Origin of the sequence: Brevibacterium sp. FAM 27836, from assembly GCF_051351055.1 — a bacterium.
GTDB lineage: Bacteria > Actinomycetota > Actinomycetes > Actinomycetales > Brevibacteriaceae > Brevibacterium.
This window is the reverse complement of record NZ_CP195711.1, coordinates 2,628,243-2,641,796: the sequence shown is the minus strand read 5'-3', so window position 1 is coordinate 2,641,796 and position 13,554 is coordinate 2,628,243. Positions and strand designations below refer to the sequence as shown.

Genomic DNA, 13,554 nt, shown 5'->3' with positions numbered 1-13,554 from the left:
TCTCAGGCTGGGGCGGCAGAGATTCGCTCACTGCGGTGCGGTTCCGCTCGTCCCGTGCCGGTAAGCGGCGAGCAGGCCCTGCGGGACCTCCTCGGCGAGGAGAGCGAAGGTGCGGTGGTCGCACCACTGCCCGTCGATGTGCATATAGCGTTCGCGCAGCCCTTCGTCGCGCAGACCGAGCTTGTCGACCACACGCAGGCTCGCGGTGTTCTCCGGGCGGATGTTGATCTCGATGCGGTGGAGGCCGAGGGTGAAGAAGCAGTGGTCGGCGGCCATCGCCACGGCGACCGGGGTGATGCCGCGGCCGGCGACTCGCGAATCGATCCAGTAGCCGATCTGGCCGGACAGGATCGAGCCCCAGCTCAGACCGGAGACGGTGATCTGTCCGCGGAATTCGCCGCCGACTTCGATGGCGAAGGGCACGCTCTGTCCACGTTTGGCCTGTTTGTCCTGCATCCGGACCATGGTGCGGAATCCCGGCAGCTCCTGGCCCGGCGCGGGCAGGGTCGCATCCCAGGGGCGCAGCCAGTCGCGGTTGAAGCGGCGGACTTCTCGCCAGGCGTCTTCGTCGCGACGTCGCAGGGGACGCAGCACGATATCGGACCGGCGGTCAGTCAGGATGACAGGCCACACGCTGCTGCCCTCGCTCTCGGGTTCGGTTGCGGTCGGCTGTGCGGCCCGGGACGGAAGGACCGTGAGCCGCGGTCCGCTCGAGACCCGCGGTCCGCCCGAGACCCGCGGTCCGCCCGAGACCCGTGGTCCGACCGGGGTCCACAGCCCGCCCGGGGCCCGTGGTCAGTCCAGGGTCGGGACGAACTCGCGCAGCCAACCCTTGAGGTCATCGCCGAGGTCCTCACGATCACACGCGATCTGCACGACCGCCTTGAGGTAGTCGAGTTTGTCACCGGTGTCGTAGCGGGCGCCTTTGAACACGACCCCGTAGACACCGTGCCCGTTCGCGTCACCGGCGAGTTCCTGGAGTGCGTCGGTGAGCTGGATTTCGTTGCCGCGTCCGGGTCCGGTCGTCTCGAGGACGTCGAAGATCTCCGGAGCGAGCACGTAGCGGCCGATGACGGCGAGGTTTGAGGGAGCATCCTCGGCGGCGGGCTTCTCCACCAGACCGGTGACCTTGACGACTTCGTCATCGGAAGTGGTCTCGACGGCGGCACAACCGTAGAGGTGGATCGCTTCGGGCGGGACCTCCATGAGTGCGACGACGCTGCCGCCGGTCTTCTCCGCAACCTCGATCATCTTCGGCAGGATCGGGCTGCGTTCGTCGATGAGGTCGTCACCGAGGAGGACGGCGAAGGGTTCGTTGCCGACGTGCTGGCGGCCCTTGAGCACAGCATGGCCGAGGCCCTTCGGGTCACCCTGACGCACATAGTGGATGTCGGCGAGCTCGGAGGGGTGTCGCACTGCGGCGAGCTTCTCGTCGTCGCCCTTCTTCGCCAAGGCGGCTTCGAGTCCGTCGACCCGGTCGAAGTGGTCCTCGAGCGGTCGCTTGTTCCGGCCGGTGATCATCAGGACGTCCTGGAGGCCGGCATCGACGGCTTCTTCGACGACGTATTGGATTGCTGGTTTGTCGACGACGGGGAGCATTTCCTTCGGGGTGGCCTTTGTGGCGGGGAGGAACCGAGTTCCGAGACCGGCGACGGGGATCACGGCCTTGCGAACGGTGCACTGCGCTTCATCACTCATGAAGTCATCTTAACGAATCCGCCGCCCCCGGATAGTCTGAAAGGCGTGGATCCACAAACTTCGAAGGCGCAGCTGCGGTCCCACATCCGCTCGGCTCGCGCGAACCGCTCCCGCACCGAGGCGGCCCCAGGCTCAGCATCGACCGATTCCCGCACCGAGGCGGCCCCGACCTCCCCTTCCTCCGTTGCGGACTCAGCGTGGGAAGTCATCCGCGCGGTTCCGGTGCGCGCCCTGCTCGGTTATGCGGCACTGCAGGGTGAGCCTGACCTCGACCCCGCGCTCGATCGTTTCCTTGCCTCCGGCGGGACCGTCTACCTGCCGGTGGTGACGAAGGTCGGTCAACCGCTGCTGTTCGGTGAGATCACCGGATCGATGTCACGCATCGAGCCGCAGGGGAAATGGGGAATCCGCGAACCCGCAGACGATGCCGAACTGCTCACTGCCGCACAGCTGCTGTCACCCGAGGTGGGCCTTGACCTCGTGTTCGTTCCCGCGCTGGGCTTCGGCCTCGATGGGGCACGGTTGGGCAATGGCGGAGGCTTCTACGACCGAACCTTCGGACCGCAGGGCGTGGCACCGCTCGGGCGGGAGGCTCGTGTCTTCGGGGTGTGCTTCGCCGAAGAGCTCGACCTGTCCGGACTCGTCGCCGAGGACTGGGACCTGCGCATCCCTTCAGCGGTCACCGAGCACGGCACCCACGCCTTCGCCTCGCCGTGACGGCCGCATGCGACGCAGACGACCCCGCCACGTGACAGGCGACGACCGTTTCAAGTCGACCGGCGGAGGCTCTCGCCGCCTCGTGAACACTGACGGCTGGGGAATCACGACCCACTCAAGCGCGTTGATGTGTGGATAAGCCTGTGCACAAACCGCACCGGTGCGCATCCGAGCGCCTGACGTGCACTATAATCTTCTCGTCGAAGAAAGGTCTCGAATGCCCGTTTACTCCTATGCCTGCAAGAGCTGTGGTCACGCCTTTGATATCCATCAGGACTTCAGCGATGACTCGCTCACCGTCTGCCCGGAATGCCAGGGTCGTCTGAAGAAGGTCTTCGGCGCTGTGGGCATCAGCTTCAAGGGCTCCGGCTTCTACGCCACCGACTCCCGTTCCTCGACGTCGAGCACCGCCGGCTCTTCGAGTTCGTCGAGTGCTGACTCATCGTCGAAGGACTCCTCCAGCTCTTCGTCGAGTTCGTCCTCGCCGGCTTCGTCGGGCTCGTCGTCCGATTCTTCGTCCGCGAGCACCCCGGCCGCAGGCTGAGCACTCCCACCTTCCCCTTCGCGGAGGTGGCTGCCGCTCCGGCATCTGTCCCGACTCGAACACCGCTCGCGTGTGGATGACGGACTTCCATCCACAGGGCCAGAATTCGTCCTTGCCGACGTCCGCTGAGCCGTCAATGCTCGGGCCATGAGCTTTCTGCAGCGCATCCGCGAGACATCGACAAGCTGGGCTCGATCGGCTCGCGTCCGACCACAGCGGATCTTCGCCGCGGTGTGCCTTGCCAGCGCATGCGCATTGATCGTCTGGATGTTCACTCCCGACGAGGCCGGCACGGCGGTCGTCGTCGCCCGGTCCGATCTGGCCCCCGGTGCGGAACTGACTGCACAGGATCTCACCCTCACGAACTTTCCTCCCGACCTTGTCCCCGACAAGGCTTTCACCGCCGTCGAGGAGGCGAAGGGCCGCCACACTTCGGCGGGTCTGTCGAAGGGTTCGCCGCTGACGGAGTCGATGGTCCTCGACCAACAGGCGCTGCCGAAGGGAAGCCGGGATCTGCTCATGCCGATCCGTCTCGCCGATGATGCCTCCGCGGCCCTGCTGCAGCCCGGACAGCAGATACGACTCTTCTCATCCCTTCCCGACGGCGGATCGGAGGTCGTCGTCGAGAAGGTGACGATCGCACGGCTCGTCGATAAACCCGACGGAATAGCCGCCGAATCAGGGCAGCTTGTATCGGTGATCCTCAGCGCAGAGGACGCCGGACGTGTTGCCGAATTCGCCGGGCTGCCGATCAGTTTCGCAATTCTGCCCCGCTGAACATCCCTCACAGCCACACCGGCTGTGACCCCTTGCCTCCCTCATGCCGGACGGCTGAGCGGCAGGTTGCCGACTGAACACGGCGTGCCGAAGAGTTTCTATCTGTGAAATGGGTCAACAATAGGGCGGTGAGACTCGCGCCGCATTTCTGCTGACAACGTGTTGACGATGTGTACTATTGGGGCTCTTCGGAATCAAGTGTGGTGACTCGTTGGTAGGTTTCTCTTCAACCCCGACGCTACGGTGAGGATCCTCAACCGATAGTTCTCGAAGTTGCGAAACCCATGAGCGACTCGTCGCGTCTTCTCGATCAAGTTGTTGACCGCTTCGACAGGACCATTGGATGCACCACCTGTTGAGAAATACGCGAGGATCTCCTTCCGCCACCGCTTCAACGTCCTCACGAGCCGATTTACCTCGGGAACTGGACAGGACCCGAACTTCACGACCAGACCCTCGAACAATCGGGCCCCCTTCTCACTCGACTCTGCCTGATAGACCCGGCGTAGGCTCTGATAGCAGTCCCAGGCGATCGTGACCTCACAGTCCGGATCCCCAGCCCGCAGCTTGCCATCGATGCGCTCAAGCATCCCCTCCCGCAAGTGCTCAGCTCCCGTCGTGAGCAGTCGCCGAATTGTGTACAGCGGGTCATCCTTGCGACCCCGATGCCCTGTCGTCGCGTTCTGTACTCGCCGCCTGGTCTCGTCGAGGGCTTCGATGCCGAGTTTGACGACGTGGAAAGCATCGAGGATCGTGACCGTGTGCCCCAACTGGTCAGTGATCGCGTTCCTGTATCCGCGAAACGCATCCAGAGTCGTGTGCTTGACCCCCGCCCGGAACTGCGGCGTCTGAGCTTTCAACCAGTTCGAGTAGACCGGGCCGGACCTGCCGGGCACCACGTCGAGGAGCCTCGCATTGACGTGCCCTTTCTTATCGCGGCTGATATCGACCATTCCGGTGAGCATCCGCGGTTTCTGCGGGCCGACATGTCGCCACACATGCTCGTCGACGCCGAGCGCTGTGACGTTCTCGAGCCGCTCCGGTGCCCTGGTGCGGGTCTCAAGGACGGGTTTCGCTGCCGCCCAGCAGGTGTGCCAATCGACTCCGAGTCGGCGGGCCAGTGCTGCCACGTGCGCGTCATCGTATTGGAGCCGATCGGCGACCCAATCCCCGACACGGAGGGTGACCTTCGCGCGGACCGCGATCTGGTCACTGCCCTCGGACCACGTTGTTCGCGGGCACAAGGCCTCCCAGCAGCGCCAGATTCTCTTGTGCCACACGAGTTCGACCGGGCCGCGTTGGCCGGGGATGTCGTGGACGGTGTGCCGGCGGCGGTGATGAAGCTTCGCGACGACGCCGCAGGCTGGACAGCCGGTCATAGTGACATCAGTTTCGATATGGATACGGATGCCGATCCTTGTGTCTTCGACGCTGAGCACGTGGAAACCGTCCAGTCCCACGAGCGCGTCCGCGCGTTGAGAGTAGGCGGGGTAAGCGAGGTCGGGGCAGGTAGGATCGGACACGGTCGGAGTCTCCATCGGTGGGTTGTTTCGTCACTTCCGATGATGGGGGCTCCGATCCTTCGTTGCCCTCATCGACACACCGACTGGACTACTGCTCAGTCACCACGCTTCATTCCGCAGAGCCACTATTGGAACGTAATTGGCCAATGCTCAACCGCATTTCAGTGAACACACGCCGAAAGGGTTTCTCTAATGTTTAAGGGCTTCAGAGACTTCATTCTCCAGGGGAATGTTGTCGAACTCGCGACAGCAGTCATCATCGGCGGCGCCTTCACCGCGATCGTCACCGCTTTCTCCGACAAGATCATCAACCCCCTCATCGCCGCCGTCGGTGGTGCCGAGGGCCCGGCGCTGTCTTTCCAGCTCAAGCCGGACGTTCCGGAGACGACCATCGATCTGGGTGCGGTCGTCACCGCCGCGATCAACTTCCTCATCGTTGCGGCTATCGTCTACTTCATCATCATCGTGCCGATGAACAAGCTCAACGAACTGCGTAAGCGTGGAGCTCCCGAGGAAGAAGTTCCTCCGACCGCCGAGGATCTGCTCGGCGACATCCGCGAGATCCTGCGCAACCAGACCGCCTCCGCTGCCGGACCCGCCGAGGGCCCCGCCAGTGACGGCGGACCGTTCGATCCGAACCAGCCCCCGCGTCACTGATCCGTCGGCGCACGAGAAGGGCCCGTCCACCACTTGCTGGTGGACGGGCCCTTCTTCATTCCCGAAACAGCTCGCGTCTTCCTGAGAACCTCGGGCTGAGCACCTCGGGCTGAGGTCCTCGAGCTGATGTCCTCGCGCTCTGGTGCCCGCCCCGCGATCCGTGAACTGAGATCATCACCGAGCAGCTATGACCAGTGCGGCGGCTTCTGCGAGCGATAGTAGTCCTTGCTGAAGCCGCCTTCTCCGGTGTCGGCCTCGTTGCGCAGCGTGGCCCGGTAGCGGCGCTTCGCCGCTTCGACCCGTTCTCTGCGCTCTGCTTCGTCCGCCGGAGGATCGTCGGACACCGCTTCGCTCGGCGCAGCCTCGTCGGGCTGCTCAGGCATCGTCGTTCTTCGACTCCGACTGTGCGCTGCCCTCGGATCCCGGCTTCGCATCTCCGGCGGACTCCGCTGCGTCATCACCGGCGGAGTCTGACGTCGCTTCGGCATCGGCACCGTCGGCCGCCTCGGCGACTTGGTCGTTGCTCGCGGTCTGGACGAGTCCGGCGGACCGGAGCTCATCGGCGCGGATCTTGCCGGTGTCGAAGGTCGGCAGGATGTCGTCCTCCACGGGGCCGGTCGACCCCGAACGCGGGATGAGCACCTCGGAGCCGGTGACCTTCTTCGCCTGCGCGTGACGTTCACGGTACCGATCGACCGCTGCCTGCAGCCGGGAGTCTCCGCGGGTGGAGCTGCCCTTCTGCGCGAGCGCGGTGCGCAGCAGATCCTTGATCTCCCCGTCCCCGCGCACGACCGCATCGGACTGGATCCAGTCGATCATCTCATCGAGACCCTCCGCCGAGTACTTATGCATCGGCAGTCCCGGCACGAGCTTCGGTCGGCTGCCGGTACGCCCCACGACCACCGAGGCGGCCCGGGCGGCGTTGAGCACGGCCTGCGGGCTCATCGTCTCAACCGTGGTGCGCCAGACATCGAAGATCTTCTCCGTCTCGGTCTGCGGATCGACGAACGCATCGGTCGACCACACACGCATGAACTTCCATCCGCGTCGGCTCAGCTGTTCGGGCAGCACCCGGTCACGCTGGCGCAGGCTGCGCATCGACGCATATTCGGGACCGTCGCCGGCGACGGCGATGATCATCCCGTGTTCGTCCTCCGCCGAGTTCGCCACGGCCAGGTCGATGCCGTTGTAGTGTTCATGGGCGACGACGCCGAGCTGGAGCAGACGATCGGCGATATCGCCCATCAGCGGATCGTAGATCTCGCCGTGCGGTCCGGGCTGGCTGACGCCGCCGGTGGCGATCTCTTCGAGCAGCTGCGGCAGCATGGCCGCTCCCCCGCTGAGTCTGCTGCGCTCGAAGTCGTCGGCTTCGATGCTCGAGACCAGGGTCAGTCGTTTGCGCGCACGCGTCATCGTGGCCGCGAGGATGCGCCTGCCGTCGGGGCCCGAGAGCGCGCCGAAGTCGTGGATGACCCGACCGTGGACGGTGCGCCCGTAGCCGAGGGTGAAGATCACCGCGTCGCGGGACATTCCCTGCACCCGTTCGGCGTCGGTGACGACGAAGGGCTCCTTCGTCGAGTCGCTGAAGAACGCCGCCACATAGGGCAGGTCCTTCATCGCCCGCGAGATCGCCGTGGCCACCCTCTGCGCGTGATGCTGGGTGAGCGCGACGACGGCCAAAGACTCGCGCGACCGGTTCCGCGCGTGCTTGAGCACGAGTTCGACGACGCGTTTGACCTCGGCATCGGGGCTTTCGACCCGTCCGGTGCCGATGTCCGTGGGACCGCGACCGTCGGCGACATAGGAGAATTCGAGCCCGCTGCCCTCCCCCGTGTGCGCGGTCGGAAGCGTCGAGATCGTCGAATCGTAGAAGTGCCGGTTGGCCAGGTCGATGAGCCCGACCGGGGACAGTCGGTAGGAGTTCGACAGCCGCATCCGCGGCAGGAACTCGCCGAGGTGGTCCTGCACAGAGCGCGGATGGTTCCCATCGTCCATCCCGAAGCGGTCGACGGCGATCGAGAACGGGCGCGGGCCGAGCAGTCGGGAGTCACCGAGGGAGATGACCTGGCGGGCACGCGTGATGCCGGGAACGACGTCGACGACCGAGAGTCGCCCGGCGTCGGCGATGACCACTGCGTCGAAGAGCGGCAGTGCGGAGAACAGCTCGGGCACCGTGTAGGGACTGCCCATCCACACCGGGGCCAGGGTCGTGAGCAGCTCGGGCGCCTGGGTCGAGATCCGGTTCACCGAGGTGTGCTTCGACAGCAGCTCCTGCTTGATGACTCCGGCGGCGATCGGGTCGGCTTCGATGCCGCGCTTCCAGGCCTGGGCATGGTTGTACCGCAGGCGGGAGGCACCGGCGGCGACGAAGGCGCGGTCGTTCTCTCGGAAGTCCTCGGCCACCTGGTGGAGAGCGTCACCGTCGTGTCGGCCGATCGCCGGGTCTTCGCCGGCCATGGTCTGGAGCACCGAGGCCCAGTAGGCGAGGTCGAATTCGGGGCCGACGAGGGAGTCATCGACCTTGCGCCTGCGCAGATCAGCCATGAGGTCGCTGAGGCCTTCGGCATCGAGTTCGCGCTGCAGGCGGGAGCGTTCGGGCAGTTCGGCGAGGTTCTCCGAGTCTCGGCCCATCGCCTCGGTGCGGGCCTGGAGCTCCTCGATGAGCATCGAGCCGAGATCGCCGCCGTCGGGTGTGGTTTCGAGGATCGGCGAGAGCTTGGCCATATCGGCTTCGACGCTCTGCAGGATCTCGTCGGCTTCGAGCACGCCGCGCGGAATCTGCGGGCGACCGTCGTGGCCGGCGAGGTCGGAGAGGATCACGCGTTGGGAGCGGACATCGATGAGGGCCGAGTGGAGGTCGGCCACCTCGGCGCCGGGACGGAGGAACTCGGCAGCGGACTTCTTCAGTCGGCGACGCTGCATCATGCCCATCTCGACGCCGACCTCGGTGCGGTATTCGGGCGTGCCGGTGGCCGCGATGAGGTCGTCGAGACGGTGGTCGTAGACGTCGGGGGCGAAGCTGTCGAGGGTCTTGCGCACGCGCAGCAGCACCCGGATCGCCCGAGCCCAGTCGTCGACGTTGCGACGCGGGTTGAGTTTCGCCTTCTGCAGGACGGGCTCGGTCGCCTCCACCAGGTCCGGGATCATCCGGCCGATGCGTTCGGCGACGGTGCGTGCGGCTTCGGCTTCGTCGACGGATTTGAGATCGGCACCGAACCAGACGGTGTCTTCGACGTCGAGGGTGAAAGCGCCGAGCGAGGCGAGTTCACCGAGCTGTCCGCGCAGCGCATTCCGGCGGTCTTCACTCGCGCCGAGGATGTCCTCGCCGAAGCGTACGGGTGTCTGCGGAGAATCATCGCCCGAGGTCAGCTCCGCGAGGTGCTGCATCGTTTCGTAGACGGAGACGTCCCAGGGGGCACGTCGGCGATGGAGAGACGAGACATGGTCGGCCAGCGTCGCTCGCTGTTCGTTGAGGTCGTTGAGCAGCTTCGACAGGTCGGGGCGTTCGGATTTCTCTGCCGAGCCGATGAGGCCGATGAGCTGTCTGCGGATGTCCTCCGAGCCTTTGCGGGTATCGACGGCGAAGTCGGAGAGGCCCACCTCGTCGAGGCGGGAGGAGAAACTGTCCAGCGCGTCGGAGGTCTGGGCCAGGAAGAGCACGCTCTTGCCCGTGTGGGCCAGCGTCGTGGCGACTGCGACGGCGACCTGAGTGGCACCGGTTCCGGGCGGGGTGTCGACTACGACCGAGCGACCGGAGACGGCAGCGTCGACGACGGCCTGCTGGTCGCCGTCGACGTCGATGACGAGGAACTCCTCCTGCGGTTTCCGGTCAGGAAGCGGGGTGATCGGTTCCTTGAGCGCGGCAGGGACGACATCATCGTCGGAGGTCGATTCGGCTTCAGCGGTGTCGCTGTCGGCGTCCGCGGCCCTGCCTTCTTCGACGGTATTGCCGTCGGAATCCGTGCCGGTGACCGTCGTGGCCGCCTGAGGGTCCGTGGCATCCGATTCGGTCACTGCGTCCGCCGCGGACCCATCGTCGGCGGAGTCCGCGGCCCGACCGACGGCGGTTTCTGTTGATGCGCCGGCGGAGTCGGTGGACTCGTCGGAGCCGGTAGTCGCCGAGTCCTCGGGGGACGCGGCGCTCAGCGGCTCGTCGGTGATCGGCACGGTCGGCTGACCGTACTCGTCTTCGTCCTCACCTGGTTCGACCGACTTCTCGTCCGCGTCACCGGGCTTCTCGCTGGAGTCGGTCAGGGTCTCAGCCGACTTGTCGTCGGCATCCGGCGTGATCTCCGTTTCCGGTTTCGCCGGGGAGTCCTTCGGCTCGGCCGAATCGTTCGGTGCCGCTTCGGCCGCCTGTGGCACGTACGAGGGTCCGCCGAGGTTCGCCCGGACGTCTTCGTCACCGGCCAGAGCCCGCAGGACGGGGTGCTGCGTGGGCAGATAGTCGGTGGAGAACGGGGTCGCGATGTTCGCGAAGGTCGAGATGATCAGACGGTGGTTGACCCGCAGTCCTGGGACACTCTGACCGAGCTCGCGGAGACGGTCGAGTGCCGGCCCGGGGTCGAATCCCTGTGCTCCCCCGGTGGCATCGATCCAGTCGTCGACGGGCACCTCGAGGTCGTACTCCTCGTGGAGATGCCGAACGAGGGCCGGGTTGATCGTGATCTCGTTGCCGAGCACGATCTCATAGTCCTCGACTCGTGAACCGCGAGGAACGAGAGTGATGTGGCGCATGACCACAGGCGCGTTGAACTTGTACTTCGCGTCCTTCTCCGTCCACGACGCGAGGCCGATGGCCAGATGGGCGGCGCGGATGCCGCGCTCATTGTCGAGCTGCTCGGCCTTCGAACGGATGGATTTCGCGCGGCGACGTGCGTCGGCGAGGATGTCGTGATCGCGGATCAGGCTCGATAGGCGGGTGGCTCGACCGGCCAGCAGCTGCGCAAGGCCGGAGGGGTGGGCGCCCGAGAGGTCGATGCTGCCGTCGCGGGAGTCCCTGAAATGAAGCATGGTGTCGCGACCGCCGAGGTGGGCGGCCTGCTTCTTCCACTCGGCAAAGACCTCTCCGAGTTCTGGGAACTGTTCGTCTGCAACGGAATCCGACACAATCCGACCCTAACGAGAAACTGCTGTTTATCAGTGCTGGCACACCGTGGAACACTGAGGTTTCTTCTACGCTACACTGGGTGATCGTGGTTGAGCACGACCACCTGGCCCCCGTAGCTCAGGGGATAGAGCACCGCTCTCCTAAAGCGGGTGTCGGCAGTTCGAATCTGCCCGGGGGCGCCAGAACCACCTGTATACGGAAGCCGGTCAGCAGGAGCGCGTCGAGTTCAACCAGCGCCGATCATCTGCCCCTGCCCGCAGGCCTGCCATCTATCACCGAGGCGGCCGATCGTTTTCGCTCGGCCGCCTCGGCGATTGTGCGCTGAGTCAACGAGTGCTCTTGCCCGATGTGGTCACCTGCGGGCAGATGCCGGGGCCCGAATTCCTCAGAGCCCGGGCTCCTGCGGAGCCTCGTGCTGTTTGCGGCGACCGTGGTCTCGCGCGACGCGCACGACCATCGTCGGGCACTGCGAGTACGGCAGAACCGATTGAGAGGTCGACCCCAGGAGGAGACCGGCGAATCCGCCGCGTCCACGCGAACCGATGACAAGAACCTCGGCCGTGTCCGAGGCCCGCACGAGCACCTCGGCGGGCTGACCGTCGAAGAGCGTCCACGTGACGTCGAGGTCCGGGAACTCCTCCGCGAGGCGCTGCTTGGCCACGACGAGCTTGTCCGCACCTTCGTTGACGAGGCGTTCGAGATCGGCGGTGCTCGGCAGCCATTCGGGACCGATGACCGTCGTCGTGATCACGGCGACGATATGCAACGGGGAACCACGTCGGACTGCCAGTCGAGCGGCCTTCCACAGCGCCGGGGATTCGGCACCGAGGGAGTCGACACCGACGACGACCTTGCCGTCGAAGCGCAGCCCCTCGATCGCCTCGGCGTCGGCATCGTAGTCTTCGACCTCGACACCGTCCTGGCGAATCGGGCGCGAGGAGGTCGGGTGAGCCGGCCGCTCGGCCCGGTCGTCCCAGCAGGCGGGCACGACAACGGTCGGGCAGGCCGAGTGCGCCGGCAGTGCACTGGAGACCGTACCGAGCAGACGACCGGCGAAACCGCCGCGACCGCGCGAGCCGACGACGGCCAGACAGCCGGTCTTCGACTCGTCGATGAGCACGCCGGCGGCATCGCCGATCTCGATGACTGCTTCTACGGGAACGCCGGCGGCCTTGACCTCGGCCGCGGCTTCCTTGAGTGTGTTCGTCACGGCCGCTCGGATCGAGCTATCGTCGATGGGCACATAGGAGACGTCGATCGCGGCCGCGGCCACGCTCGGGATCGTATAGGCCCCGACGAGGCGGATCGGCCGGTTGAGTGAACGCGCTTCCTGGATCGCCCAGGCCAGGGCATTGCGGCTGGGTGGGGAACCGTCGATTCCGACGATGATGGACTCGGGTTCGCCGGCCGGAGCCGGGTCTGGGTTCTGCGGACGGTCCTGCTCACTCATCGCAAGCTCCTCGGGTCGAAGCGAACTTCTGTTTCGTCCACCCTAGAACACATTGCCGGTGAGTACTTCACCTATGTCACATCGTTATCCGATTTCCACCACAGTGCGGACAACACCGTCCCCTATCTGGGATGATGCTGACCGTTCGCGGCACGTAGACGACCGTCGGGCGCAGCCTCGGCGAGAGACAGGCCCACGCCCCTCAGGCGGCTGCGGAGAGCTCGAGGAACGGACGCCACTTCTCGACGGGCTTCTCGATGCCGCGCATCCACAGCTGGCCCAGCCGGGGCTCCTGGGGACGGAAACTGAGCTTCCAACCGATTTCGTTCAAGGTGCGGTTGCCCTTGCGGTTGTTGCACTCTCGGCAGCAGGCGACGAGATTCTCCCAGCTGTTCGCTCCCCCACGCGAGCGCGGAACCACATGGTCGACCGTATAGGCCGGCTTGCTGCAGTAGGCGCAACGATGGTTGTCCCGGCGCAGGACGCCTCGACGAGACAGGGAGACCCGGCGATTGTTCGGCGGTCTCACATAGCGGGTGAGCAGGATGACTGAGGGCTGATCGAGACTCATGTGCTCGGATCTCACCGGGATGTCCTCTGCGGCCAGCACCGTCGCCTTACCGGTCAACACGAGCACCACGGCGCGTGTGAACGGCACGATCGACAGCGGTTCGTAACCGGCATTCAGCACGAGAGTCTTCATATCTCGCCCCTCATCTTCTTCTCTTGGGGGCCGAAACCGGCTGCCTCGGCCCCAGGAAACACAAAAGGCGCCGTGCTCATGGGCACGACGCCTTGAAAGAGGGCACGGAGACACGTATGTACTCCGCACCAGAGACTGGAGCGGCTATTCGAACTATTCGACTATGCCCCATCTGCTTTCCTTCTGATCGACGGTGCGATGCTGTCGCGTCGAACCGTACAGAGAACTCAATCTTCTCCAGAGTAACGCCGCGAACGGCTATGACCCAATTCACAGGCCCCGCGTCACGGAAACTTCTCATTTCGTTCACCGAGCTCACGTATCTCGGCGCGAAATCTTTCCGGGCATACGAAAGCTCCCCGTCCGACTCGAGGA

General features: G+C 65.4%; 11 protein-coding genes, 1 tRNA gene and 1 pseudogene. 5 read left to right on the top strand and 8 right to left on the bottom strand.

The window, feature by feature from the left end; all coding sequences use genetic code 11:
- Positions 1 to 27: 27 nt before the first annotated feature.
- Both ACSE4D_RS11800 and galU read right to left on the bottom strand, forming a co-directional pair.
- Positions 28 to 633, bottom strand: a complete 606-nt coding sequence (locus tag ACSE4D_RS11800) for a GNAT family N-acetyltransferase (RefSeq protein WP_436325997.1) — start codon at positions 631 to 633, stop codon at positions 28 to 30.
- 162 nt (positions 634 to 795) lie between these two features.
- On the bottom strand, positions 796 to 1,698 hold the full coding sequence (gene galU, locus ACSE4D_RS11795) for a UTP--glucose-1-phosphate uridylyltransferase GalU (RefSeq protein ID WP_135539085.1): 903 nt from the start codon (positions 1,696 to 1,698) through the stop codon (positions 796 to 798).
- Positions 1,699 to 1,743: 45 nt separating this feature from the next.
- Here galU and ACSE4D_RS11790 point away from each other — a divergent pair, with 45 nt between their 5' ends.
- Both ACSE4D_RS11790 and ACSE4D_RS11785 read left to right on the top strand, forming a co-directional pair.
- On the top strand, positions 1,744 to 2,415 hold the full coding sequence (locus tag ACSE4D_RS11790; protein WP_436325996.1) for a 5-formyltetrahydrofolate cyclo-ligase: 672 nt from the start codon (positions 1,744 to 1,746) through the stop codon (positions 2,413 to 2,415).
- Between the two features lie 217 nt (positions 2,416 to 2,632).
- Positions 2,633 to 2,773: pseudogene (locus ACSE4D_RS11785) on the top strand (FmdB family zinc ribbon protein); the annotation flags it as partial.
- Between the two features lie 14 nt (positions 2,774 to 2,787).
- Here the strand turns inward: ACSE4D_RS11785 and ACSE4D_RS11780 are convergent.
- On the bottom strand, positions 2,788 to 2,943 hold the full coding sequence (locus tag ACSE4D_RS11780) for a hypothetical protein (RefSeq protein WP_346763083.1): 156 nt from the start codon (positions 2,941 to 2,943) through the stop codon (positions 2,788 to 2,790).
- 163 nt (positions 2,944 to 3,106) lie between these two features.
- On the opposite strand from ACSE4D_RS11780, the gene ACSE4D_RS11775 reads away from it, so the two are divergent.
- Positions 3,107 to 3,736, top strand: a complete 630-nt coding sequence (locus ACSE4D_RS11775; RefSeq protein ID WP_436325995.1) for an SAF domain-containing protein — start codon at positions 3,107 to 3,109, stop codon at positions 3,734 to 3,736.
- A gap of 194 nt (positions 3,737 to 3,930) precedes the next feature.
- Here ACSE4D_RS11775 and ACSE4D_RS11770 read toward each other — a convergent pair whose 3' ends face one another.
- Positions 3,931 to 5,259 carry an ISL3 family transposase gene (locus tag ACSE4D_RS11770; protein WP_240688887.1) on the bottom strand — a complete coding sequence of 443 codons (1,329 nt, stop codon included), beginning with the start codon at positions 5,257 to 5,259 and terminating at the stop codon, positions 3,931 to 3,933.
- A gap of 192 nt (positions 5,260 to 5,451) precedes the next feature.
- On the opposite strand from ACSE4D_RS11770, the gene mscL reads away from it, so the two are divergent.
- On the top strand, positions 5,452 to 5,916 hold the full coding sequence (mscL, locus tag ACSE4D_RS11765) for a large conductance mechanosensitive channel protein MscL (protein WP_436325994.1): 465 nt from the start codon (positions 5,452 to 5,454) through the stop codon (positions 5,914 to 5,916).
- Positions 5,917 to 6,101: 185 nt separating this feature from the next.
- On the opposite strand, the gene ACSE4D_RS11760 is transcribed toward mscL, so the two are convergent.
- Positions 6,102 to 6,299, bottom strand: coding sequence for a hypothetical protein (locus ACSE4D_RS11760; protein WP_135539092.1), 198 nt, complete (start codon positions 6,297 to 6,299; stop codon positions 6,102 to 6,104).
- Positions 6,292 to 11,025, bottom strand: a complete 4,734-nt coding sequence (locus ACSE4D_RS11755) for a DUF4011 domain-containing protein (protein WP_436325993.1) — start codon at positions 11,023 to 11,025, stop codon at positions 6,292 to 6,294. The genes ACSE4D_RS11760 and ACSE4D_RS11755 overlap by 8 nt, the downstream gene beginning before the upstream one ends.
- 107 nt (positions 11,026 to 11,132) lie before the next feature.
- Here ACSE4D_RS11755 and ACSE4D_RS11750 point away from each other — a divergent pair.
- Positions 11,133 to 11,208, top strand: a tRNA-Arg gene (locus ACSE4D_RS11750).
- A gap of 203 nt (positions 11,209 to 11,411) precedes the next feature.
- Here the strand turns inward: ACSE4D_RS11750 and ACSE4D_RS11745 are convergent.
- Together ACSE4D_RS11745 and ACSE4D_RS11740 are read right to left on the bottom strand one after the other, a co-directional pair.
- Entirely contained in the window at positions 11,412 to 12,476 is a 1,065-nt protein-coding gene (locus ACSE4D_RS11745) for a universal stress protein (protein ID WP_135539101.1), read from the bottom strand.
- Between the two features lie 202 nt (positions 12,477 to 12,678).
- Positions 12,679 to 13,179 carry an HNH endonuclease gene (locus ACSE4D_RS11740; RefSeq protein WP_425120218.1) on the bottom strand — a complete coding sequence of 167 codons (501 nt, stop codon included), beginning with the start codon at positions 13,177 to 13,179 and terminating at the stop codon, positions 12,679 to 12,681.
- Positions 13,180 to 13,554 lie beyond the last annotated feature (375 nt).

Coding starts and splice junctions, on each gene's coding strand:
- galU (WP_135539085.1), bottom strand. CDS start 1,698: ATGAGTGATGAAGCGCAGTGCACCGTTCGCAAGGCCGTGATCCCCGTC.
- ACSE4D_RS11775 (WP_436325995.1), top strand. CDS start 3,107: ATGAGCTTTCTGCAGCGCATCCGCGAGACATCGACAAGCTGGGCTCGA.
- mscL (WP_436325994.1), top strand. CDS start 5,452: ATGTTTAAGGGCTTCAGAGACTTCATTCTCCAGGGGAATGTTGTCGAA.
- ACSE4D_RS11760 (WP_135539092.1), bottom strand. CDS start 6,299: ATGCCTGAGCAGCCCGACGAGGCTGCGCCGAGCGAAGCGGTGTCCGAC.
- ACSE4D_RS11745 (WP_135539101.1), bottom strand. CDS start 12,476: ATGAGTGAGCAGGACCGTCCGCAGAACCCAGACCCGGCTCCGGCCGGC.
- ACSE4D_RS11740 (WP_425120218.1), bottom strand. CDS start 13,179: ATGAAGACTCTCGTGCTGAATGCCGGTTACGAACCGCTGTCGATCGTG.